The sequence below is a fragment of the Reyranella soli genome, from assembly GCF_007992495.1.
Lineage (GTDB): Bacteria > Pseudomonadota > Alphaproteobacteria > Reyranellales > Reyranellaceae > Reyranella > Reyranella soli.
In genome coordinates, this window is sequence record NZ_BKAJ01000066.1 from 47598 (window position 1) to 70581 (window position 22984).

27 protein-coding genes are annotated in these 22984 nt (G+C 66.7%); 17 read left to right on the top strand and 10 right to left on the bottom strand.

Annotated elements, in window-relative coordinates; all coding sequences use genetic code 11:
- Nucleotides 1–90 precede the first annotated feature (90 nt).
- Nucleotides 91–558: a sigma-70 family RNA polymerase sigma factor gene (locus RSO01_RS18425; protein WP_147150603.1), complete on the bottom strand. Its 468-nt coding sequence runs from the start codon at nt 556–558 to the stop codon at nt 91–93.
- A 188-nt stretch (nt 559–746) separates the two neighbouring features.
- Here RSO01_RS18425 and RSO01_RS18430 point away from each other — a divergent pair, with 188 nt between their 5' ends.
- From RSO01_RS18430 to RSO01_RS18470, 10 genes are all read left to right on the top strand, one after another.
- Complete coding sequence (locus tag RSO01_RS18430) at nt 747–944, top strand: CsbD family protein (protein WP_147150604.1); 198 nt, start codon at nt 747–749, stop codon at nt 942–944.
- A gap of 186 nt (nt 945–1130) precedes the next feature.
- Nucleotides 1131–1352 carry a YMGG-like glycine zipper-containing protein gene (locus tag RSO01_RS18435; protein ID WP_147150605.1) on the top strand — a complete coding sequence of 74 codons (222 nt, stop codon included), beginning with the start codon at nt 1131–1133 and terminating at the stop codon, nt 1350–1352.
- Between the two features lie 132 nt (nt 1353–1484).
- Nucleotides 1485–2282, top strand: coding sequence for a response regulator (locus RSO01_RS18440; RefSeq protein ID WP_170303162.1), 798 nt, complete (start codon nt 1485–1487; stop codon nt 2280–2282).
- 16 nt (nt 2283–2298) lie between these two features.
- A complete protein-coding gene (locus RSO01_RS18445; RefSeq protein ID WP_147150607.1) occupies nt 2299–4023 on the top strand; it encodes a sensor histidine kinase in 1725 nt (574 codons plus the stop codon).
- Complete coding sequence (locus RSO01_RS18450) at nt 4016–6604, top strand: response regulator (protein WP_147150608.1); 2589 nt, start codon at nt 4016–4018, stop codon at nt 6602–6604. Before RSO01_RS18445 ends, RSO01_RS18450 begins: the two co-directional genes overlap by 8 nt.
- Nucleotides 6605–6684: 80 nt before the next feature.
- The gene (locus tag RSO01_RS47350) at nt 6685–6831 is read left to right on the top strand and encodes a hypothetical protein (RefSeq protein WP_170303163.1); all 147 of its coding nucleotides are present in this window, start codon (nt 6685–6687) and stop codon (nt 6829–6831) included.
- A gap of 217 nt (nt 6832–7048) precedes the next feature.
- Complete coding sequence (locus RSO01_RS48990) at nt 7049–7255, top strand: CsbD family protein (RefSeq protein ID WP_246158545.1); 207 nt, start codon at nt 7049–7051, stop codon at nt 7253–7255.
- 17 nt (nt 7256–7272) lie between these two features.
- Nucleotides 7273–7824 carry a hypothetical protein gene (locus RSO01_RS18460; RefSeq protein WP_147150610.1) on the top strand — a complete coding sequence of 184 codons (552 nt, stop codon included), beginning with the start codon at nt 7273–7275 and terminating at the stop codon, nt 7822–7824.
- 228 nt (nt 7825–8052) lie between these two features.
- A complete protein-coding gene (locus RSO01_RS18465) occupies nt 8053–9624 on the top strand; it encodes an ABC transporter substrate-binding protein (protein WP_147150611.1) in 1572 nt (523 codons plus the stop codon).
- 55 nt (nt 9625–9679) lie between these two features.
- Nucleotides 9680–9943 (top strand): GNAT family N-acetyltransferase, encoded by a 264-nt coding sequence (locus RSO01_RS18470; RefSeq protein WP_147150612.1) that lies wholly within the window; start codon nt 9680–9682, stop codon nt 9941–9943.
- A 29-nt stretch (nt 9944–9972) separates the two neighbouring features.
- Here the strand turns inward: RSO01_RS18470 and RSO01_RS18475 are convergent, their stop codons facing one another.
- The gene (locus tag RSO01_RS18475) at nt 9973–10365 is read right to left on the bottom strand and encodes a DUF2177 family protein (RefSeq protein ID WP_147150613.1); all 393 of its coding nucleotides are present in this window, start codon (nt 10363–10365) and stop codon (nt 9973–9975) included.
- Between the two features lie 22 nt (nt 10366–10387).
- Nucleotides 10388–10522: a hypothetical protein gene (locus RSO01_RS49485; protein ID WP_281291471.1), complete on the bottom strand. Its 135-nt coding sequence runs from the start codon at nt 10520–10522 to the stop codon at nt 10388–10390.
- 135 nt (nt 10523–10657) lie between these two features.
- Here RSO01_RS49485 and RSO01_RS18480 point away from each other — a divergent pair, with 135 nt between their 5' ends.
- On the top strand, nt 10658–10825 hold the full coding sequence (locus RSO01_RS18480) for a DUF1328 domain-containing protein (protein WP_092820650.1): 168 nt from the start codon (nt 10658–10660) through the stop codon (nt 10823–10825).
- Here RSO01_RS18480 and RSO01_RS18485 read toward each other — a convergent pair.
- Nucleotides 10822–11847, bottom strand: coding sequence for a hypothetical protein (locus RSO01_RS18485; RefSeq protein WP_218037380.1), 1026 nt, complete (start codon nt 11845–11847; stop codon nt 10822–10824). The genes RSO01_RS18480 and RSO01_RS18485 overlap by 4 nt on opposite strands.
- Here RSO01_RS18485 and egtB point away from each other — a divergent pair.
- Together egtB and egtD are read left to right on the top strand one after the other, a co-directional pair.
- A complete protein-coding gene (gene egtB, locus RSO01_RS18490; RefSeq protein WP_147150666.1) occupies nt 11846–13030 on the top strand; it encodes an ergothioneine biosynthesis protein EgtB in 1185 nt (394 codons plus the stop codon). The two genes, RSO01_RS18485 and egtB, sit on opposite strands and share 2 nt — an antisense overlap.
- Nucleotides 13027–13995 (top strand): L-histidine N(alpha)-methyltransferase, encoded by a 969-nt coding sequence (egtD, locus tag RSO01_RS18495; RefSeq protein WP_147150614.1) that lies wholly within the window; start codon nt 13027–13029, stop codon nt 13993–13995. The genes egtB and egtD overlap by 4 nt, the downstream gene beginning before the upstream one ends.
- A gap of 180 nt (nt 13996–14175) precedes the next feature.
- Here egtD and RSO01_RS18500 read toward each other — a convergent pair whose 3' ends face one another.
- The 6 genes from RSO01_RS18500 to RSO01_RS18525 form a co-directional block, all read right to left on the bottom strand.
- Entirely contained in the window at nt 14176–14421 is a 246-nt protein-coding gene (locus RSO01_RS18500; RefSeq protein WP_147150615.1) for a hypothetical protein, read from the bottom strand.
- A 9-nt stretch (nt 14422–14430) separates the two neighbouring features.
- Nucleotides 14431–15558, bottom strand: coding sequence for an amidohydrolase/deacetylase family metallohydrolase (locus tag RSO01_RS18505; RefSeq protein WP_147150616.1), 1128 nt, complete (start codon nt 15556–15558; stop codon nt 14431–14433).
- Nucleotides 15559–15710: 152 nt separating this feature from the next.
- Nucleotides 15711–16931 (bottom strand): winged helix-turn-helix domain-containing protein, encoded by a 1221-nt coding sequence (locus RSO01_RS18510; protein ID WP_174825939.1) that lies wholly within the window; start codon nt 16929–16931, stop codon nt 15711–15713.
- 67 nt (nt 16932–16998) lie between these two features.
- On the bottom strand, nt 16999–17208 hold the full coding sequence (locus RSO01_RS18515; protein ID WP_170303164.1) for a hypothetical protein: 210 nt from the start codon (nt 17206–17208) through the stop codon (nt 16999–17001).
- Between the two features lie 57 nt (nt 17209–17265).
- Complete coding sequence (locus RSO01_RS18520) at nt 17266–18462, bottom strand: mandelate racemase/muconate lactonizing enzyme family protein (protein WP_147150619.1); 1197 nt, start codon at nt 18460–18462, stop codon at nt 17266–17268.
- A complete protein-coding gene (locus RSO01_RS18525) occupies nt 18459–19829 on the bottom strand; it encodes an amidase (protein WP_147150620.1) in 1371 nt (456 codons plus the stop codon). The genes RSO01_RS18520 and RSO01_RS18525 overlap by 4 nt, the downstream gene beginning before the upstream one ends.
- A 104-nt stretch (nt 19830–19933) precedes the next feature.
- Between RSO01_RS18525 and RSO01_RS18530 the strand changes: the two genes are divergently transcribed.
- The 4 genes from RSO01_RS18530 (at nt 19934) to RSO01_RS18545 (ending at nt 22954) form a co-directional block, all read left to right on the top strand.
- Nucleotides 19934–20422, top strand: a complete 489-nt coding sequence (locus RSO01_RS18530) for a response regulator (RefSeq protein ID WP_147150621.1) — start codon at nt 19934–19936, stop codon at nt 20420–20422.
- Entirely contained in the window at nt 20355–21011 is a 657-nt protein-coding gene (locus RSO01_RS18535) for a DUF2161 family putative PD-(D/E)XK-type phosphodiesterase (protein WP_147150622.1), read from the top strand. Before RSO01_RS18530 ends, RSO01_RS18535 begins: the two co-directional genes overlap by 68 nt.
- A gap of 215 nt (nt 21012–21226) precedes the next feature.
- Nucleotides 21227–22144, top strand: a complete 918-nt coding sequence (locus RSO01_RS18540; protein WP_147150623.1) for a transglutaminase family protein — start codon at nt 21227–21229, stop codon at nt 22142–22144.
- A 117-nt stretch (nt 22145–22261) separates the two neighbouring features.
- Nucleotides 22262–22954, top strand: a complete 693-nt coding sequence (locus RSO01_RS18545; RefSeq protein ID WP_147150624.1) for a hypothetical protein — start codon at nt 22262–22264, stop codon at nt 22952–22954.
- The last annotated feature ends 30 nt before the right edge of the window (nt 22955–22984 follow it).

The following is a 22984-nucleotide window of genomic DNA, read 5'->3' on the forward strand; positions in this document are numbered from 1 at the left end:
GAAATTCCGAACGATCAACTAATGCTGAGTTATTGAAAAGGTTACATGCCGGCGCGGGCTCGCGCCCAAGGCATTGAAATTGCTGGCTTTTTATCCGAGCTTACCTGACAGCTGCTTGCGCGCCCGCGAAACGCGCGCCTTGAGCGTGCCCACCGAGCAGCCGCACAGCGCAGCCGCTTCCTCATATGAAAAGCCGCCGGCGCCGACCAGCACGAGCGCCTCGCGCGACTGCGGACTGAGCTCGAACAGGGCCGACGAGAGCTCCTTGAGCGCGAGCGCGGCTTCGGGATTGTCGACGGCGGTGAGCATCGGCGCCGTGTCACTGTCGATCGAAGCGGGACGTCGACGTTGCGTGCGCAAATCCGAATAGAAGCGATTGCGCATGATGGTGAACAGCCAGCCTTTGAGATTGGTGCCGGGCGCGAACTGGTCCTGCTTGTCGAGCGCCGACAGAATGGTGTTCTGCACGAGATCATCGGCGGACTCGCGTTCGCGGCACAGGAAGCGCGAGAACGCACGAAGGTCTGGAAGCAACGCCACGATGTCGTCCCTAATCATCGAGCGCAGATCTCCCGCGACGAAAGTGAGTCTCGATCGGCCGCCCTCTATGTGGGCAATCGCCTGCTGCCGCGCAAAGGAAATCTGCCCATGCCCCTTGCCAGGTCTCTTGGGCAACCGCGTCAGTAGTGCTGCGTTGAGCGGACGTCGCGCAAGGCGACGAATCCATCCATTGAAAGGACAACCAGATGAACTGGGATCGCGTTGAAGGCAATTGGAAGCAGCTTACCGGCAAGGTCAAGGAGAAGTGGGGCAAGCTGACCGAGGACGACATCACTGTCATCAACGGCAAGCAGGACCAGCTCGTTGGCCGCATCCAGGAACGCTACGGCATCGCCAAGGACGAGGCGGAGCGTCAGGTCGATAGCTGGATCAACCGCATGTAGCGGTCCACGGGGAACCCTGTGCCGCATCCTGCGTTGTAACCGCAGAATCTAGGGAGGTTAGCTATGGGACGCGCAGCGGTGCTGTGGCTCCTGGGAGTGCCGATCCCGGTGCTCTTGCTGATGTGGGTGCTTGGCTGGCTGCATTGAGGCGGCCAGTGCAGGAACCGGGAAAGAATGGAGAGCAGTATGAGGTTTCACGTGTTGAAGCTGACCGTGGCGATTGCCGGCGTTGGCATGCTGACGGCAGCATGCGGCGAGCGGCCGGTCGACCGCGCGCTGACGGGCGGCGCGATCGGCGCGGCCTCCGGCGCGGTGGTTGGCTCGACCGTCGGTTCGCCGGTAGCGGGTGCAGTGGTTGGCGGCGCAGCGGGCGCCACGATCGGTGCGGTAACGGCGCCGGAGCGCTAGGTATCGAAATACGTCATCATCCGTGCGGGCCTGAAGATTTGTCCTGCGCGACGGTCGGCGTAATGTATGCAACGGCCGGTCCCGGTTTCGAGGGGGCCGGCCGTCGCTCGTGACCAAACGAGGGAGAGAACCGTGGCAGAGGGACCAGCCACCAACAAGATGTCTGAAGCGATCAGCAGGGCACTGCCCTTTCTGAGGCGCTATGCGCGAGCCGTCACCGGCTCCCAGAAACGCGGTGACGAATGGGTGCGGCTGTGCGCCGAGGTCGCCATGCAGCAGCCCGACCTCGTCGCCCAGACCGAGGACACCAAGCTCGGCGTCTTCACGCTGTTCCACCGGCTGCAACAGCCGTTCGGCGGACTGGAACAGGCGGGCAGCGAAAACAGCGTCAGCGGCCGGCTGAAGGAATCGCTCACCGACATGGCGCCCTTGCAGCGCCAGGTGCTCCTGCTCACCGTGCTCGAGGGCTTCACCGTGGCCGATGCCGCGAAGATCCTCGGCATCGAGACCGAGGCGGCCGAGCGCAGCCTCGACGAGGCGCGCCGCGAGCTGCAGCGCGTCGCGGCCGTGCGCGTTCTGGTCATCGAGGACGAGGCGGTGATCGCGCTCGACGTCGCCGACATCGTCCGCAACGCCGGCCATCAGGTGGTCGGCATCGCGGCGACGGAAAAGACCGCCGTCGAGCTCGCCAAGCAGCATTCGCCGCACCTCGTGCTGGCCGACATCCAGCTGCGCGGCGGCGACAGCGGCATCGCCGCGGTCAACCAGATCATGCGCTCGATAAACGTGCCCGTGATCTTCGTCACCGGCTATCCCGAGCGGCTGCTGACGGGCAAGCAGGTCGAACCTGCCTTCGTCATCTCCAAGCCGTTCGATCCCGATCTTCTCCGCGCGGCGATCGCCCAGGCGCTCGATACCGTCGCGATCTGAAGACCGGAGCGGCGCGATGCTGGCCGGTTGGTCGCTGCGCACCAGGCTGGTCGTAGTCGTCACCGTTGCGCTGCTGCCGGTGCTGGCGCTCTCGGCATGGTACGCCGTGCGCGAGCAGCGCATGGATAGGCTGCGCCACGCCGAGGCGGTGACCACCGCCGCCGAGCTGGTGGTGGCGCGCCATCGTGAGATAATCGAGGCCTCGCGTCGCCTCCTGGTCGCGATGTGCGCGGAGGACACCGTCCGGCTAAGCGTCAGTCCCGACGCCCCTGCAGCCGACATCAACCGGTGCGAGCTCTATCTGGGGCGGGTGCTGCAGAAGTTCCCCAACGAGTATTCCACCGCCTTCGTCACCGATGCCGAGGGCACGGCCCGTTGCGCCAGCGCGCCGACGGCCGTCGGCATGGGCTTCTCCGATCGCGAGATATTCCAGCTGGTGCGCGACACGCGGAAGTTCGCCGTGGGTGCGCAGCTCGCCAGCCGCGTCACGCCGAACGCGGTGATCCCGACGGCGCTGCCGATCCTGCAGGGCGGGGAGTTCCGCGGCATGTGCGCCATCGGCATCTCGCTGCGCTCTTTTGCCGATCTCGTCACGCCGGCAGCGGCGGCCGACCAGATCGCCGTATCGCTGGTCGACCGGCGCGGCGTCTCGCTCGCCGGCAATGCCGAGGCGGCGCGCGTCCTGCCGGTCGCCGTCCGGCTCGCCGCGGCGATCGTCGGCGGCCAGAAGGCCTTCCGCGACAACGGCCAGGACGGCCAGCTCTACGAGTTCCGCCTGCTCCCTCTCGCCGAGACGTCGATCTTCGTGGTCGCCGCGGCGCCGGTCATCGAGGGGCTGCCCGCGCTGCTGGCCGACTGGGGCGGCTTCATCCTGGTCGTGCTGGCGCTGGCCGCGGCGTTGCTGGCGGTGTGGTTCGCCGCCGACCGCTGGTGCGTGCAGCCGCTGAGTTACATCCGCGACTTCGCCGATCGCGTGGCACGCGGCGACGACATGAAGCTCGAGCCCAAGCGGCGCTGGGGACCGGAGCTGTCATCCGTGGCGGAGGGGGTGCGTGCGATGGCGGCGGCGATCGCCAGCCGCGAGGCCGAGCTCAGGGACGGTCTCGAGCAACGCGACCACATGCTGCGCGAGATCCATCACCGGGTGAAGAACAACCTGCAGATGATCTCGAGCCTGTTGAACCTGCAGGCCGGAGAAATCCGCTCGCCGCGCATCCGTCGCTTCTTCGGCGACGCCCAGAACCGCGTGCTGACGCTCTCCATCCTGCACCGCCATCTCTACGAACGGTCGAGCTGGGCGCTGGTCGACTTCCAGCAGTTCATCAGCGACCTGGTGCGGCAGATCTCGGTCGGCCGCCGCAGCCCCGACCGGCCCCAGCCGCGCTACCAGATCCGCGCGCCGATCATGGCGGTCGGCCCCGACATCGCCATCCCCATCGGCCTGATCGTCACCGAGGCGGTGAGCAGCGCGCTGAACCGCAGCTTCGAAAATGTCACAGCGCCCGAGATCCGCATCGAGGCGGCCGACAAGGCGGGCACGGTCGAGCTTACCATCGAGGACAACGGTGCGGGCGGCGGCGGCTCGCTCGGTCCCGGTGCGCGCGGCGGTTTCGGCCTGACCCTCATCCGGGGCCTTGCCATGCAGCTCGGTGGCGAGGCACAGATATCGCTGCGAGAGGGCGGAGGAATGCGAGTGGCGGTGACCTTCCCCACGCCGCAGGACGAGGAAGGCGATGCGTAGCGTCGCTGGCACGGCGCGCTCGACCGGCGTGATCGTCGGGCTGACGATTGCGGTTCTGATCGGCACGGCGGCGCTGCTCGCCATCACCCATTCGAATTCCGCGTCGCGCCAGCAGCGCCTGGTCGTCGGCAGCTACGAGATCCTGTCGCTGATGCGCCAGACCGTGATCGCCCTGCAAGACAGCGAGATCGGACAACGCGCCTACCTGCTGAGCGGCCAGGCGAGCGATCTCGAGCCGTACGAACGCGCGCGCCTACGCATCGAGACCGGGGTGCGCCAGCTCGAGGCCGCGGCCGCCGGCGACCCCGACACGACGCGGCAGGTGCGCGAGTTCCGGGCGGCGGCGACCGAGAAGCTCGAGCAGATCAACAGCACCATCAGCGCCTACCAGCTCTATGGGCGCGACTACGCGCTCGCGCAGGAGCGCACCGGGTCGGGCAAGACCACCAGCGACCAGATTCGCCAGATCTCCGAATCGTTCATCGAGGGGCAGCGGCTGCTGCTGGCCCGCCGACTGGCCCTGCTGCGTTCCGAGCAGGAACAGTCCGACATCGCCGGTCTGTTGCTGCTGGCCGGCGCCTTCCTCTGCCTGTTCATCGGCATGTACATCGTCATCCGGGGCGCCAGGCGCCTGGAGAACGCGCAGCTTGCGCTGGCCGACCGCTCGCACCTCCTGCAATCCACCCTAGAGAGCCTGCAGGACCCGATCTTCGTGATCGACGCCGACGGCAAGGTCGTGGCGTGGAACGAAGCCTTTCTGCGCCTGTCGGGCTGGGATCCTGCCAAGCACGCGACACTGACGCGCGAGCAGCTCCTGTCCGACCGGTCGCCCGCCATGCACGCGCTGCTCGAGCCGCTGAAGCTCAACGCCGAGGCGCCCGACCGCCTGGTGACGACGCGCGCCAGCCACGACGGGCGAGACTATGAAGTCTCGCGCGGCGAGATGTCGGGCGGCGGATCGGTGGTGCGCTGCGTCGACATCACCGAGAAGCTGCGCGACGAGATGGCGCTGCGACAGGGCCAGAAGATGGAAGCGACGGGCCAGCTCACCGGCGGCATGGCGCACGACTTCAACAACATCCTGCAGGTCATCCAGGCCAACCTCGATCTGGTGAAGAGCGCGGTGCCGAACGACCAGGCCGCACTCGCCCGTCTCGGCGCCGCCGGCGCGGCGGCCGACAGGGGCGCCAGGCTCACCCAGCAGCTGCTCGCCTTTGCGCGGCGTCAGCCGCTGGCGCCGCAGCCGACCAACGTCGCCCGCCTGGTTCGCGACCTTGCCGACCTGCTGCGCCACTCGCTCGGCGAGCGCATCACCATAGAGCTCGACATCGCCGCCGAGCCGTGGAATGCCAAGATCGATCCCGGCCAGCTCGAGAACGCCATCCTCAACCTGGCGATCAATGCGCGCGATGCCATGCCCGAAGGCGGAACGGTGACGGTCGAAGTGTCGAACGCCACCCTCGATCGGCGCTACGCGGCGCTGCATCCCGACGTCACGCCCGGTCCCTATGTGCTGGTCGCGGTGAACGACACCGGCACCGGCATGCCGCCCGAGGTGGCGGCACAGGCATTCGATCCGTTCTTCACCACCAAGCGCGACGGCAAGGGCACGGGCCTCGGCCTCAGCATGGTCTACGGCTTCGTGCGTCAGTCCAATGGACACATCCGCATCGACAGCGCCATCGGCCAGGGCACCAGCGTGAAGCTCTACCTGCCGCGCACCCTGGATCCGGTGCTCGACCTGTCGAGCGACATGGGTGAGGGCCAGAGCGGCAGTGAGCGGGTCCTGGTGGTCGAGGACAACGACGAGGTCAGGCGTGCGGTCGTCGCCCTGCTGTCCGGTTGGGGCTATCGTGTGGTCGCCGCCGAGAACCCCGACGTCGCCGCGGCGATCCTGGAGAAGGATTCGGCCTTCGACCTGCTGTTCACCGACGTCGTCATGCCCGGTTCGATATCGGCCATCGAGCTGGCGGCGCTGGCGCAGCGCCTGCAGCCCGGCATCGCCGTTCTGCTGACGTCGGGCTATGCGCGCGACCTGATTCCGGCCAACGATCGGCCCGACTACCCCCTGATCGCCAAGCCCTATCGCGGCGAGGAGCTCATGGCGCGCCTGCGTGGCGTCCTGGCGGCGCGTCGGCCATCGTCTGCGCCGGCTGAGGCGCGGCCGGCCCAGGCGGGGACCCCATCCGAGGAGGCGACGCGCCGGCCGCGGCGCGTGCTCGTGGTCGAGGACGAGGTCGTCCTGCGCATGTCGACGACCGACATGCTCGAGCAGCTTGGCTGCTTCGTGTCCGGCGTGGGCAGCGGCGAGCAGGCGCTCGAGCTGCTGACGCGCGGCGGCGCGTTCGATCTGCTTTTGACCGACCTCGGCCTGCCCGGCATGAGCGGCGAGGAGCTGGCCAGCGAGGTGCGCCGGCGCTTTCCCAGCCTGCCGGTGGTCATCGCCAGCGGCTACGGCCGGTCGGGCGCCCAGGCCGCCGGGATGCAGGCGGAGGGCCTGCAGTTCATTTCCAAGCCCTATTCCTCGGTCGACCTGCAGCAGGCGCTCGAGCACGCAGCCCGCATGGCGGTTCCCTCTTAACTAGCTTCCTGCCCCCTGCAACCAAGCCGGTTTGGCGGCGTTCATATGGCAACTCTGCAACGCAAGGTGAGGGTGACGCCATGCGGATCGTGGACTTGTCAAAGTCGGCTCAGGTTACCCCTGAGCCGTCGCCGAGGGGCCTTTTCGACGGCGAGTTGATGGATCTCTATGTTGCCATCCTCATCGTCGTGCCTTTGGCGCTGTTCCTGAAATCTTTGTGGTCGTGACGCGACGCGCTTTGGTCGCAAACCGGTCACTGTCGGGAACCTCTCTGCCCAGCCTCCGTTGAGGGGCACGCGCACATTGCGCCCAATTACAGCAGGAGTTCCCATGCGTCCGATCGCCATTCTCGCTGCCTGCGCGGCGCTCACCGTCGGCACGCTGCCGATCATTGTCCATGCCCAGGCCACCGGCCCGTCGACAGGCCAGACCGACGTCAAGTCGATCTGGGCGAAGTTCAAGGGAAGCTGGAACCAGACCAAAGGCGCAGTGAAGGAGCAGTGGGGCAAGCTGACCGACGACGACCTGCTCGAGATCGAGGGCCGGCGCGACCAGCTCGTCGGCAAGATCCAGACCCGCTACGGCATCAGCAAGGAAGAGGCGGAAGCCCAGGTCGGGACGTGGGAGCAGAAGCGCTATCGCGACATGTGATTGGGAGACTTGGGATCATGACGACCTTTCGTAACCTGGCTGCGACGCTGGTGTGCAGCGTCGCTGCGATCGCGGTGACGACGTCGGCGATGGCGCAGGCGCAGTTCCGCGACGAGAAGACGGGCAAGGTTTGGACGCCGGACAATGTCAGCAAGGACAACCAGCTTCGCCCGTCCAACGAGCCCAGCACGCCGGCCGACAAGGCCTTCGATCCAAACGCGCAGATCGCCACGGCGACGGGCGTCGTGGTGCAGCGGCCGAACGCCACCCTGATGGGTGTTGTGCCCATCACGGCGGGGCCGACCGTGCCCATCGTTGTGCTCGACAGTCCGACGCTGCAGGCCGTTCCCGGCGACCGCTGGGTGGCGCCGCTCTACCTGACCAACAACAGCGGCGCCGACGCCAATGCACAGATCGGGTGCACCTTCACCAACGGCAGCAGGCCGGTGCAGGAGACCCGCATCGTCGCGCCGACAGCGGGACCGGGCCAGCGTCTGGCGTTTGCCGCATACGGACCGCGGAGTGAGATCTTCGTCGACCGCGTGCTCTGTCGCGTGCTCACGCCCTGATCGTAATCATCATCGTCTCGAACAGCGGAAACGGGCCAGTCAGTGGCCCGTTTCTCTTCGGCTGAATCGCGCTACCCTGCCCGCTGCTGAGTTGAGCGGAGTCCGGTCAGATGGAACCGCGCGCGGTTCCATCTGACCGGATTCGTGCGCACGGGAGATGCGTGTTTCAACGGGCACAATCCGTCCGGCTGATTCCAGCCGGACGGATTGTGCTCTAGGGGGTGTGGGATGAGCGTAAGTGGATTTGGGCGCCGGACGGCCATGGTGGGCGGCGCGGCTCTGGCGACGGCGTCGCTGGTCAGGCCGCGCGAGGCGCGGGCGGCGAAGGCGATGACGGTGGTGCTGGAATCGGAGGTCACGATCCTCGATCCGCACGTCATCACCGCCACCATCACCCGGACCTTCGGCCTGCATGTCTTCGACATGCTGTTCGCCATGAACGAGAAGGGCGAGATCAAGCCGCAGATGGTCGAAGGCTACGACAGCAGCCCCGACAAGCTCACCTGGACTTTCACATTGCGCGACGGTCTCAAGTGGCACGACGGCAGTCCGGTCACGGCCGAGGATTGCGTCGCCTCGCTCAAGCGCTGGTCGTTGCGTGATCCGCTGGGCAAGATGCTGATGGCCGGCACCGATCAGCTCACGGCGACCGACGCCAAGACTTTCAAGCTGGTGCTGAAGCAGGCGTTTCCATTGCTGCTCGAGGTCCTGGGCAAGCCCAATGCGCCGCTGCCGGTGATGATGCCGGCCAGGCTTGCCGCGACGCCGGCCGACCAGCGCATCGGTGACCCGGTCGGCTCGGGCCCGTTCCGCTTCCTCAAGGACCAGTGGCGGCCGGGCAATGCCATGGTGCTGGAGCGCAATCCCGCCTATGTGCCGCGCAAGGAGGCGCCGGACTTCCTGGCTGGGGCTAAGAACGTGAAGATCGACCAGCTCACGCTGCGCGTCATGCCGGACCAGTCGACCGGCGCCAACGCCCTGATGCTGGGCGAGATCGACTACATGCAATACCTGCCGTTCGACATGCTGCCGATCCTGGAGAAGGACAAGAGCGTCAAGCTGATGGGCCTGGGCGGCATCCACCAATTCCAGGGCAATTTCCGCCTGAACCATGCCTTCCCGCCGTTCGACAATCCGAAGGTGCGTCAGGTGATGTGGAAGCTGGTCGATCAGGATGCGACGCTGACGGCGATCGGCGTGCCCGACCAGTTCCGCGCCAAGTCGTGCCCATCGTTCTGGATGTGCGGCACGCCGCTTTCCACCGATGCCGGCTCGAGCGTCGCCAAGGTCGATCTGGCGGCGGCCAAGGCCGAGCTCAAGGCGTCGGGCTACAACGGCGAGCCGGTGATCATCCTCGAGGTCGCGGGCTCGATCAGCCAGACCGCCTCGCGCGTGCTGGTGCAGAACATGAAAGATGTCGGCTTCGTCGTGGAGCAGCAGCCACGCGACTGGCCGACGGTGCTGGCGCGGCGCGCCAAGAAGGACGGCTGGTCGATGTTCCCCGTCTACTCGAACGGCACCGACATGTACTCGCCGCTGACGCACTTCTATGTCGCGGCGACCTGCAACGATTTCCCCGGCTGGTCGTGCGACAACCGCGTGCCCGAGCTGCTGAAGGCCTTTACGCGCGCCGCCACGCTGGAGGAGCGCAAGAAGATCGCGGCCGACATCCAGGTGGTCGCCTACGAGATGGTGCCGTCCCTGATGTGGGGGCAGTTCACCATTCCGGCGGGCTATCGCAGCGACCTCAAGGGGCTCATCCAGTCGTCCTACCCCATGTTCTGGGAGGTCGACCGCTGAGCCCCACAGGAACTCGCGATGCTCTCGACCGTTGTCACCGCGTGAGGGCGAAGCGATGACGGTACGCCACAACGCAGCGGCGCACCGCTATGAGATGGACACCGACAGCGGCCTTGCCATCGCGGTTTATCGCGAGCAGGGCGACCGGATGATCTTCACCCATACCGAAGTGCCGGCGGCCGACGAAGGCAAGGGCTTCGCGTCTCGCCTGGTCGGCGCGGCCCTGGCCGATGCGCACAAGCGCGGCTTCAAGATCGTGCCGGCCTGCAGCTTCGTCGTCGCCTACGTGCGAAGGCATCCCGAATACGACGATCGTTAAGGGAGCGCGGGCCAGAGACCCGCGCTCCGTCAAGACGTGGCAAGCATTGCAAGGAATGCTGCCACGCACGCGGCCGCGCTCACCGCAGCACCCCAGGCGAGATCGACCAGGCTCACCGCCATAGGCCAGCCGCGCAGCGTGGCGAGATTGGTGAGGTCGTAGGCAGCGTAGACGACGAAGCCGAACAGCGCTCCGTAAAGCGCTGCTGCAAGCCATGACGTCGCCAGCGCCACCGGAAAAACGACAATGCCGACGGCGTGGATGAGGTAGAAAAGAATCGCCACGGACCAGTTCGGCTGGTCGAGCAGAAGCTGGCCGAGCCCGGCCTTGTAGAAATCGCGGCTGACAAGGCCCAGCCACAGTGCGTCGAGCACGGCCAGGGTGCCCAGCGCGGCGACGTAGCCGATGAACCATGTCTTCATCGGCTACGTCTAGCGGGCAGGTCTATCTCGGGAAGAGGAATAGCCACGCCAGCGCCAGCGCCGCGACGGCGCCAACCGACGAGAGCACAAGGATGGTTAAAATGCGGCCGCTGACGACGCCGCTGCGCGCCTCAACGGGCGTGAGTTCGCGTTCCATGGGGGCTCCATTGGCGTTGTTCAGGACCTAGAGAACGCCTCCCCAAGGACCGGGTTGCCGCCGCCGGACCGGAACTCCGGCAGTCGGCGGGGCGTTAAATGGTCCGAGATCGAACGATCGCAAGGAGACTTAACGATGTTGTACTGGGCGCTGATGTTCCTCGTGATCGCGCTGCTGGCCGGCTTGTTCGGCTTCGGTGGGATCGCCTCGACCGCGACCGGCATGGCGCAGATCCTGTTCGTCATCGCGCTGGTGCTGTTCGTGGTCAGCCTGTTCGCCGGCTTCCTGCGGCGCAACTCCTAGAGTGGAGTCTTCGTCGCCTCGAAGTGGGCACGCAACCGGTCGCGCGCCGCATAACCGGCGGCGCGGTCCCAGCAATTCACGATGGCGACGCGAAAGCCGCCGGGCGGCATGGCGTGCCGTGCGGGCGGCAGTTCTTCATGGAAGGTGATCTGCACACTTGACACGCCGGGGGCAGTCGCGATAGCGCGCTGCAAGTCGGCCGGGGGATGGCGGTAGCGAAATCCGTGCGGCACGAACAGCACGACGCTATATCCGGTGCGTCGCGTCGAATCGTCGAACCGCCATTCACGCGAGGCGTAGAGCCGGATGATCGATTCGACCCAGCCAGGCCCGTAGAGATCGGGCCATTGATCGGCGAAGCGCAGATGCACCTCGATGATGCGGCCGCCGATGGTCTCGAGGTTGATCAGCCCCGTATAGCCCTTGAGATGCCGGCGGCACCAGGCGCCGCACCACTCTTCGACGGCGAGTGACTGCACTGCATGCACTTCCCAGTAATCGAAAGTGCCAGCACCACTGGCAACGCCGGTCGCATGGCGCCACCACTGCGGCTCGCCGTCGACCAGCGCCACGTCGCTGCTGACGTGATCGCCCTCCAGCAGGGTCGTCCAGAAATGACCTGGCTGGTAGGCGCTGGCGTAGTCATCGGCCGAGAAGAGGGCGCGGCTGCCCACGCCCATGCCCTTCAAGTTGTAGATGGGCTTGGAAAAAACCGGGTAATTCTGCGGAGCAACACCATGCGGCGCTGCTGACAATCCCTGACTGAGCGCCACGGCAAGCTTGTCGTAGACCCAGCGATGCGCCGGATTCCACAGCCAGCCATCGCTGTCCTCAGTCGGAATGAAAACGTCGGCCGGGCACGGCACACTCTCAAAATATTGAGTACGCCATGGATCGATCTCGCAAATCGGCACTTGCATACCTACGTTCGACGATGTCCACAGTGAGTGTACGACCACGGCATTGCAACCGGCTATCATCGCCGGCGTTTGCCGACAGGGCGGAGGTGCCGTGTCCAACATGATAACGCGTGGCGTGCGGACCCACGGTGCCTCGCTCGGCAAGCGGTTCCTGTATGTCCGCACCTGCACCGAACAACTCGCTGAACCCTTGTCGGCCGAGGACCAGACGGTCCAGTCGATGCCCGACGCCAGCCCGACCAAGTGGCACCTGGCGCACACTACCTGGTTCTTCGAGACCTTCGTGCTGCGGCCGCATGTGGGCGGTTACCGCACCTTCGATCCTGCCTACGAATATCTCTTCAACTCCTACTATGAAGCCGTCGGGCCGCGCCATCCGCGGCCGCAGCGCGGCATGCTCACCCGGCCAAGTCTGGCCGAGGTCATGTCCTATCGCCGGCATGTGTCCGACGCGATGGCGGCACTGCTCGACAGCGGCAACCAGGACATTGACGCCATCGTCGAGCTCGGCCTGCATCACGAGCAGCAGCATCAGGAACTGATCCTGATGGATGCCAAGCATCTGCTGTCGCTCAATCCGCTGAAGCCTGCCTATCGTGCGCCGACGTCATCGCATGGTGCTGCGACACCGCTGGCCTGGCGCGACTTCGAAGGCGGACTGGTCGAGATCGGCCACGACAGCGAGGGTTTCGCCTTCGACAATGAAGGGCCGCGTCACCGCGTGTGGCTGGAGCCGTACGCATTGGCGTCGCGGCCGACCAATTGCGGCGAGTACCTTGCCTTCATCGAGGACGGCGGCTACCAGCGGCCGGAGTTCTGGCTGTCGGCGGGCTGGGATTGCGTCAACCAGCGCGGCTGGACGGCTCCCCTGTACTGGGAGAAGGACGACGCGGAGTGGCGCGTCTTCACCTTGTCGGGCCTGCAGTCGCTCGACCCGGCAGCACCGGTCTGTCACGTCAGCGGCTTCGAGGCCGCCGCTTTCGCCAAGTGGGCGGGCAAGCGCCTGCCGCGCGAGGCGGAGTGGGAGGCGGGCGCCTCGGCGCTCGAGGACACGGGCATCGTCTGGGAATGGACCGCCAGCCCCTACGTTGCCTATCCCGGCTATCGCGAGCCGGCCGGCGCGATCGGCGAGTACAACGGCAAGTTCATGGCCAACCAGATGGTGCTGCGCGGCGGCTGCTCGGCCACGCCCGCCGGCCATGTGCGCCCGACCTATCGCAACTTCTTCCCACCTGACGCCCGATGGATGTTCGGCGGCATTCGCCTCGCGGAGGATCTCAGATGAACGGCTCGCCCTTGCTTCTCGATCGCGCCCAGCTGGATGACCGCAGCGAATTCAGGGACGCCGTCCTGGCTGGCCTGGACAGCACGCCGCGCGCCATTCCGGCCAAGTTCCTCTACGACGCGCGCGGCTCGGCGCTGTTCGATGCGATCTGCGAGTTGCCTGAGTACTACCTGACTCGCACCGAGATCGAGATCCTGCGCCGCTTCGAGGCCGACATCGCCGCGATGGCCGGTCCTGGCTGCGCGTTGGTCGAGTACGGCAGCGGTTCGAGCGTGAAGTCGCGGCTCTTGATCGAGGCCATGCGCGATCTGGTGGCCTACGTGCCGATCGACATCTCGCGCCAGCATCTCGACGCCACGGCGAACGGGTTGCGCCGCGACTACCCGCACCTGAAGGTCGAACCGGTGTGCGCCGACTACATGACGCTCGCACGGCTGCCGGCCGATGTGAGCGCAGCGCGTCGGCGCATCGGTTTCTTCCCTGGCTCCACGATCGGCAATCTCCTGCCGGTCGAAGCCACGGCGTTCCTGTGTCGCGCCCGCGGCCTGCTGGGCGAGGGCGGTGCGTTGGTGCTCGGCGTCGATCTCAAGAAGGATCCGCGGCGCCTGCACGATGCCTACAACGATGCGGCCGGCGTCACGGCGCAGTTCACGCTGAACCTGTTGCGGCGCATGAATCGCGAGCTCGAGGCCAACTTCGATCTGTCGGCCTTCGCCCACGAGGCCTTCTACAATCCCGTCGAGGGCCGCATAGAGATCTACTTCCGCTGCCTCAGGCCGCAGACCGTCACCGTTGCGGGACGGAGTTTCACCTTCGCCGAAGGCGAGCGGGTCCATACAGAATATTCCTACAAGTTCGACGATGCCGGCATCGCCACGCTGGCGCGTAGCGCAGGCTTCACCATCGCCCGGACCTGGACCGATCCGGCGCGCCTGTTCGCTGTCGTCTATCTCGTAAGCCCCTGATCATGACCCCAGAAGCAGGCAGCCCGCCTCCGAGTTTCCTCGAAGGCGGGCTATAGGTTGGGCGGGGAGAGTGGCATCGCTGAGCGGGGGCAGGGCGATACCGGTACCCAACCAATGCGTTTTCAACGACGACTGGGCCGGAAAAGTTGCAGCGCTTTCCGGAAAAAACTTATCCCAAAGCTAAGTATTTGATTCGACGGATTCTTGCGCCCGAAGCTTGGCCGTCAGTTCACGGTGCAAGGCATCGTCGCGAACCTTGGGCAGCATCCGGCGCAGCATTTCCGCGTGCGGCCGGCCGGCGCGCTCGGCCGCTTCCAGTTCCTTCAGGAAGGCCGTGATCTCGGCCCGGCTGGCGAAACCCATGTAGGCATCGTCGGCTTCATTGGCGCTGCAGGCAGGTGACGCGAACTCCTTGGGATCGCTCATTGGTGACCCTCAGGCCGGATGCCACCAGCGGCCCGCCAGCACCACGCCGGCCGAAAGCAGCCGCTTGGTTCCCACCATGCGCTCGCCGATCGAATCGGCATAGTCGAAGGAGCCGCTCACCTCTTCGATCACCGTCGCCTCGCCGACGCCGCCAACCTTCAACGTTCCAAGGTCGGAACGGTTGATGGCGGCTGCGGCGTTGCCGGTCGACAGCTTGATCACCGTCGGCAGGTCGACGCCCAGGCACAGGAACTTCGACATCGTCGTCAAAAGATCGAACGCCGGACCTTCGATGGAAATGACGTGGACATCCGACGAGATCACGTCGGGCAGGAAGCCCGCCGCCAACATGCCGCGCGTGGTGCCAAAGCCGAACGAGCCGCCGCCGTGGCCGATGTCGAAAATCACGCCGCGTGCGCGGGCCGCCAGGATCTCCTCACGCACATTGCCGTCGGCACGCACCGGCGCATTGGGGAAGGGGCGGAAGCAATGGGTGAGGATGTCGCCGGGCCGCAGCCGGTCGACGACCTCGCGGCGCGCCGGCGGCGGGTTGTCGAGATGGGCCATCACCGGCAGGTCGAGCTCCTCGGCGACCTCGAGGGCGATGTCGAGCGGCTTGACGCCCGAATCGCCGCTGGCCGAACGGCCGACGCGCACCTTGATGCCCAGCACCAAGTCCTTGTGCTCGCGCGCCACGCGCACGGCTTCGCGCGGATCGATCAGGCGCATGTCGGAATTCTCGCCGACCATCACGGTCTTGGAGAAGGCGAAGATGCCGGGGAAGGCGATGTTGAGATAGGGCAGGATGCGCACCGGCGAGGGCTCGATCACGTGCTTGCGAAAGCCGTGGAAGTTGCCGGGGCCGGCACTGCCCGCATCGATGAAGGTCGTGACGCCGCCCGTGCGCGCGACCAGCTCGGCCTCGACGCCGAGCGATGTGCCGCCCCAGTAGACGTGGGTGTGTAGGTCGATCAGGCCGGGCGAGACGATCTTGCCCGCGACGTTGCGGACGTCCTTGCCCGCGAGGTTGTCGCCGATCGCCGCGACCTTGCCGTTTGCGAAGGCGATGTCGGTCACCTTGTCGAGGCCCTGCGAGGGATCGACCACGCGGCCGCCTTTCAACACCAGATCGTTCATGGCTTTCCTTTGCCGCTTCACTCACCACCTCACCCTGAGGAGGGCGCGTGGCGCCCGTCTCGAAGGGTGGCAACAACAAGACTGGGGCCCACCCTTCGAGACGCGGCCTGCGGCCGCTCCTCAGGGTGAGGTTGTTTGCTTGTCCCGCTGCTTTATCGCATCCGTCCCATGGCCTTCGCCAGCGCGCCGGCGCGGGGCAGGGATACGCTTTCGAGGCCGAGCCAGTCGGCCATCAACCGCAGCTCTTCGCGCAGCGGTCCTGCGACTTGGGCCGCGTTCTCGCCCTCCTCGAGATGGGCGGTGTGGACCAGCAGCTTCGAATTGGCCCGGTCGGCCTTGAGGTCGACGCGTGCCACCAGCCGCTCGCCCAGCAGGAAAGGCAGCACGTAATAGCCATGCGTGCGCTTGGCGACCGGCGTGTAGATGCCGATGCGGTAGAAGAAATTCCAGATGCGATGGGTGCGGTCGCGCTCCCAGATCAGCGGATCGAAGGGCGCCAGAAGGGCGCGCGCCTCGACCTTGCGCGGCTGGCGGGCGGCGGGATGGAGGTAAGCCGGCCGGTTCCAGCCCTCGACCTCGACGGCTAAAAGATCGCCCGCCTCGACCAACTCGGCGAGCCGGGCCTTGGTGTCGGCGACACCGAGGCGAAAGTAGTCGCGCAGGTCGAATTCGGTGGCGACGCCCAACGCCGCGGCAGAGCGGCGCAGGAGCTCGCGCTGCGCCTCCTCGGCCGATGGAGTCGGCAAGGCCAGCACCGCGGCCGGCAGCACGCGCTCGGTGAGGTCGTAGACCCGCTCGAAGGTGCCGCGCCGCGTCGCGGTGGTGACCAGGCCGGCAAAGAACAGCCATTCGACGGCGAGCTTGCCGTCGTTCCAGACCCACCAGCCGCTGCGCCGTTCGCCGCCGTTGGACAGCTCCGATGCCGCGAGCGGCCCGCGGTCGGCGATCTCGCGCAGCACCGAATCGATGTACTTGGCTTTCTCCTTGCGGAAGAGACGCAGCTTGCCCTTGCCGTCGCCGGCATTCTCTCGGGCGCGCTGCATGCTCCAGCGAAACAGCGGATGTGCCGACAGCGGCAGCAGCGAAGCCTCGTGCGCCCAGAACTCGAACAGGCCGCGCTGGCTCTTGCGGCCCCAGGCGATGCGATCGAGGTCGCCGGTGCCGTAGTTGCCCAGCCGCGAGAACAGCGGCAGGTAGTGCGCCCTGGTGAGTACGTTCACCGAGTCGATCTGCAGGAGGCCCAGCCGATCGACGGCGCGCTTGACGTTGCCGGCGTTGGTGGGGCCGTCAGGACGGCCGACGGCGAAGCCCTGGGCGGCTAAGGCGATGCGGCGGGCGGCGGCGGCGGAGACGGATTGGCGCTTGCGGGACACACCCCACCATAGCGCACACCGCCGCAAATTGAGTCAGTGGTGTTCTGTGTAAATCCGGCAAGAATGACTATCGCGCCTCGATGCGCGCGATCGCCTTCTTCACCGCCTCGGCCTGCCGGTTGGAGATATGGCCGTTTGCCTTGAACTCGGCGCTGACCTTGCGCAGGAACGGGCTCTTGTCGGCCAGCGCTTCCGCGCGTTTCATCAGCGGCTCGTGGATATGCACGGGTCCGCGCTCCCGCGCGGCCTGTCGCGCGCGCCAGATGCGGATGGCCACGGCGACGACGATCGCCGCAGTGGATGCGATAACGATCTCTGTCCACTGGATCATCGGCTACGCCCTTGTCACGCGCACCGACGCGTCCTTGCGCTGGTCGAGGCCGGGCAACAGGTCGAGGCCCAGGCCCGGCTTCATGTTCACCGTGACCTCGCCCTTGGTGATCGGCGGCAACTCGGTGACCAGCTCGGCGTACCAGCCGGTATAGAAGGCGCGCACGCTCTCCTGGATCAGCGCATTGCGCGCATGCAGGGAGAAATGGCAGGAGGCGGCGTAGACCACCGGGCCGGTACAGTCGTGCGGCGCCACGGGTACATGCCAGGCTTCGGCGAGCGCCGCGATCTTGCGCGCTTCCGACAGGCCGCCGCACCACGACAGGTCGAGCATGGCCACGCCCGCGACGCCGCTCTCGAGGTACTCGCGGAAGGAATGGGTATAGGCCAGCGTCTCCGAGGCGCACACCCAGGCCTTCGAATGCTCGGCATAGGCTTTGAGGTCGGCGAGGTTGTCGAGACGCAACGGGTCTTCGTGCCAGTAAGTATCGAAGGGGATGAGCGCGCGGGCGAGCCTCTGCGCCATGGGCAGGCTCCACAGCGAATGGAACTCGACCATGATGTCCATGCGATTGCCGACGGCCTTGCGGATCTTGGCGAACGGTTCTAGCGCCGCGTCGAGCTCGGCCGGCGAGATGTCCCAGCCGGCCGTGCGCTCGGCGGCGATGTCGAAGGGCCAGATCTTCATGCCGGTGATGCCCTGCTCGAGCAGCGACAGGGCAAGCTCGTCGGCGCGATGCAGGAAGGCTTCGAGATCCTCGTAGGGACCCTGCTTGTTGCCGACGCCCCAGTTGGCGACGGCCTGGCTGCGCTCGTCGCGGATGTACTTGTAGCCGGCGCAGGTGTTGTAGACGCGGATGCGGTCGCGACTCTTGCCGCCCAGCGCCTCGCACACCGGCCGGCCGATCGCCTTGCCGAACAGGTCCCACAGCGCGATGTCGATCGCCGAGTTGCCGCGTGTCTCAACACCGGTGCCGCGCCAGCCGAGATAGTTGATCAGACTGCGGTTGATCGCCTCGATCTGGATGGGATCGCGGCCGATCAGCTTGGGCGCCGCGCTCTCGTGGATGTAGGCCTCGACGGCGGCCGCGCCCATGAAGGTCTCGCCGAGACCCGTCAGTCCCTCGTCGGTCCTGAGCCGGACCCAGACGAGGTTGGGGAACTCGCCCAGTCGGACGGTCTCAACAGCGGTGATCTTCATGCCAACGCCGCCTCGGCGCGCTGCGCCATCGCCAGCAACGGCCGATCGTGCAGGCGAGGGGCCACGATCTGTAGGCCGACCGGCAGGCCGTCGCGGCCGCTGCCGCACGGTATCGAGATGCCGGGCACCAGGGCGAGATTGAACAGCGGCGTGAAGACGGCATGGCCGCGCGGCCCGACCTCGCGGTTCTCGATCACCTTGGGATAGACCTGCTCGACCGGCCAGGAGACGCAGGCCGTGGTCGGCGTGAGCAGATAGTCGTATTCGGTAAAGAACTGCGCGACCGTACGCGCGCAGGCGTCGGCGAAGCGAAACGCCTCCACCACGTCGGTGCCGGGAACAGTGCGGCCGCGTTCGATCAGGCCCGCGACGTTGTCGCCGAACAGATCCTTGTCCTTGGCGTGGCGTTCGCCATAGAGCAGCGCGGACGCCGCCTGGTTGACTGCCGAGAAGGCCGTTTCGCTCGTGCCTTCCGGCCACGCGACGTCCCCTTCCTCGATGCGCCAACCGGCGGCACGCAGGCGAGCGATGGCCGAGTCGAACGCCGCCATAACGTCGGGGTCGACCGCGACGTTGAGGCCGAGGCGCGGACTGAGGGCGATGCGTGGACTGGATGGCGGCGGCACGTCGAGCAGCGCCACCGAATGAGGATCGCGCCGGTCGGGGCCCGCCATCACTTCGAATGCGACCCTGGCATCGGCGACCGAACGGCCCATCGGCGCCGTCACGCCGTAGAGCGGCCCGTAGGCGCCGCCGAAACCGAAGGGCGAGGGGATCGCACCGGCCGAGGTCTTGAGGCCGATGACCCCGCAATGCGACGCCGGTCGGCGGCCCGAGCCGCCGCCGTCCGTGCCAAGCGCGATCGGCGTGAAGCCCGCGGCAAGAGCGGCAGCAGCGCCGCCCGACGAGCCACCCGGCGTCACTGCCGGATTCATCGGATGGCGCGAGGGACCGTAGACCTTGTTCTCGGTGTGGCCCTTGGCGGCCATCTCCGGTGTGTTGGTCATGCCGAGGAAGACGCCGCCGGCGGCCTTCAGGCGCTCGACGGCGATGGCATCGCGCGGCGGCCTGAAGTCCTTCCAGAGCAGGGAGCCGTTGGTGACGCGCCGGCCCTGCACCCAGGTCGTGTCCTTGACGGTGTAGGGCACGCCGAGGATCGGCCCATCGAAGCCCTGCTTGCGGCGGGCGTCGACGGCATCGGCTGCGGCCCGCGCCTCGGCGGGATCGAAGTCGACGATGGCGGTGATCGCCTTGTTCTTGGCCTCGACGCGGGCGATGGCGGCTTCCGCGACGGCGCGGGCGCTCGTCCTGCCGGCGCGGACGGCCGATGCAATGGCCGCCGCGCCCTGATCCAGCAAATCGGTCATAGCTTTGTCATACCGGCTGAGGTCTCGCCGTTCCAGACTGCAGGCCGAGCCGCTGCGGACGGCAGTTCCGACGGTCGGACTCGAACGAAGGGAGCGGAGCGATCATGCTGGCGCCGCGGCTGCTGGAAGGTCTCAGGATCCTGGTCGTCGAGGACAATCTCCTGTTGGCCGAGGTCACCAGGCTTCTGCTGGAGGACAGCGGCTGCGAGGTCGTCGGCCCGGCCGGCCGGCTGCGCCGTGGCCTCAAATTGGCGCGGGAGGAGGCGATCGACGGAGCGATCCTCGACATCAACCTCCATGGCGAGATGAGCTTCCCCATTGCCGAGGTGCTGAGCGCGCGCGGCGTGCCGTTCGTCTTCGTTACCGGATACGAAGACCGCAGCATCGTTCCGATGGCCTTCCGCTCGGCGCCGCGTCTCGACAAGCCGGTGACCGACGAGCAGCTGCTCGAGGTGATGATCGCGACCTTCACCGGGAAGCGCACGGAAAGTGACCCACAGGCGGACATGATATTGTCGGCGGGGCATGCCGTTGGAGAGCGATCTCTACGCGCCGGTGAAGGCGCTGCTCGAGGGACAAGGATACGTCGTTAAAGGCGAAGTGCGCGGCTGCGACGTGGTCGGCGTGCGCGGCGAGGAGTCGCCGGTAATCGTCGAGCTGAAGCGCGTGTTCGGCCTGGGGCTGGTGATGCAGGGCGTCGATCGCCTGGCGCTCAGCGACCGCGTCTACCTCGCGGTCGGCCAGTGGCCCAAGCAGATGAAGAACGTGAAGAAGCTCTGCCGCCGACTGGGGCTGGGGCTGCTGGTGGTGGCGCACGAACGGGCCGATGTCGTGCTCGATCCGCAGCCCTACAAGCCACGCGCCAACAAGCGAAAGGCCGGCCGGCTGCTTGGCGAGCATCGCCGCCGCGTCGGCGATCCCAACCTCGGCGGCAGCGCCATGCGCGCGCCGCTGATGACGGCCTACCGCCAGGAGGCGCTGCGTTGCGCGGCCCTGCTCGCCAGCAACGGGCCGATGGCGCCCAAGGCCATGCGCGCGGCCGCTAACGTGCCCAACGTTGCCAAGATCCTGCAGCATGACCACTATGGCTGGTTCGAGCGCGTCGAGCGCGGCGTCTACACCCTGACGCCGCGGGGTCGCAGCGGGCTTGAGGAGTTTTCGGTCAGGACGCCATCGACGTGAACGCGGGGTTTGAAGACGTCGATCCGGCTGCTCGCCGAGCCCGCCCATGACATCTACTTTCCGTACGACTACACGCTCGACGTGCTGGACGGCGATGACCGACGGGCTGCGCGGACAAGGTGACAGGCATTTCCCCAGCTCGGCCTGGCTCAGCGTCGCCACTTCGTGAAGCAGACCTGTGCAACCTCGAGGAGCGTGGGGCATTATGACGACCCATGCGCACACTCGAGATCGTCCACCGCACGCGGTATGAGTATTCGACACCGGTGACATTGGGCGAGCATCGCCTGATGTTTCGTCCGCGCGACAGCCACGACCTTCGCTTGTTGCATACCGGATTGGCCATCGAGCCGACGGCGGCCGTGCGCTGGATCCACGATGCCTTCGGCAACTCGATCGCCATCGCGTCCTTCGAGGGAACGACGGAATTGCTGGAGCTGACCAGTACGATCCGGCTGGAGCATTTCGCACTGCCGCTCGAACTGCCGCCGATCGAGGAATATGCGCGCACGCTGCCGTTCAGCTACCTCGCCGAGGAAGCGCCTGACCTGGCGCGTTATGTCGAGCGGCACTACCCGGATCCCAACGCCATGGTCAGCACTTGGACCCGGCAGTTCCTCGAGGGCGAGGGCGGAGCCGAGACGTTCGCCACGCTGACGCGCATGTGCAAGGGCATCCAGGAAGGCCTGACCTATGCCATGCGTTTCGAGCTTGGGACACAACCGCCCGCCGTCACGCTGGAGACCGGCGGCGGCACGTGCCGCGACTATGCGCTGCTGATGATGGAAGGCGCGCGCGGCCTCGGTCTCGCGGCGCGATTCGTCACTGGCTACTTGTACGATCCCGCGCTCGATGGCGCGGGCGACAAGGCCAGCGCTGCGTATCCGCACGCCTGGATGGAGGTCTACTTGCCCGGCGCCGGCTGGGTCGAGTTCGACCCGACCAACGGCATAATCGGTACCGAGCGGCTGATCCGAGTGGCTGTCGGTCGGGAGCCCGACCAGGCCATGCCGATCAAGGGCACGTTCACCGGTGACGCCGACGTCGCCGTGAAGGCGACGGTCGACGTCCAGGTACACGCGCTCGAGCGGGAATCCCGGCCCGCTGCTCCTGCGCCAACCAACGGCACCTGACCGCACACCAAGCTTGACGCGCATTCTCCGATAATTTCATGTAGGACGCGATAAATTTGGGTGTATTCGGACGCCCAACGAGTGCTCATCAGGGAAAGACCGACCGTCTTGAATCTAATGACCTGGATGCTGCACGGGCTTCTCGGCGTTGGCGGGGCGGCCCTCGCCGTCGTCGCGTGGCCGGTGGCCAACGGCGCCTTGCAGGCCCAGAAGGCGGATGCGGCGTTTTTCGAGTTTCGCACCGGCGAACAGGTGCAGCTCGGCCAGGCCGAGGCTGCGATGGCGACGCTGGACCGCGCGGTCGCCGCCGATCCGGTCGCCGGTCGCCGGCTGGGGCGGGCCGAGATGCTGCTGGCCGCGGCGCTGACGCCAAGCCTCGGGGCGAGCGAGGAGCAACGCTCGAGATGGCTGAAGCAGTCGCAGGCCGATCTCGAATTCGGGCTGGCCAATGCGCCGGCGCGGGGCGTCGCGTGGGCCCAGCTCGCCGCCGCCCGGCAGGCAATCGACGGACCGTCGGCCAAGGCGGTCGCGGCGCTGATGATGTCGATCGATACGGCGCCGATGATGGAGGCGCTTTGGCCGAGCCGCCTCCGGCTCATCCTCGACAACCAGCAGTTCTTCACGCCGCAGGAGCGCGCACGCATCGGCGCCTATGTCGTGACGAACTGGCGCGCCAGCAGCGACAGGCTCTGGGTTGCCGAGGTCATTCGCTCGCCGTTGGACGAGCTCTTCGTCCGCTACTACCTGCGTGACGAGCCGGAGGCCCAAGAGGAACTGACGCGATGGCTCACGCACCTGAAGAGGAAGTAGTCTTCGGCAGCGACGCCACGTCGCCCGCGC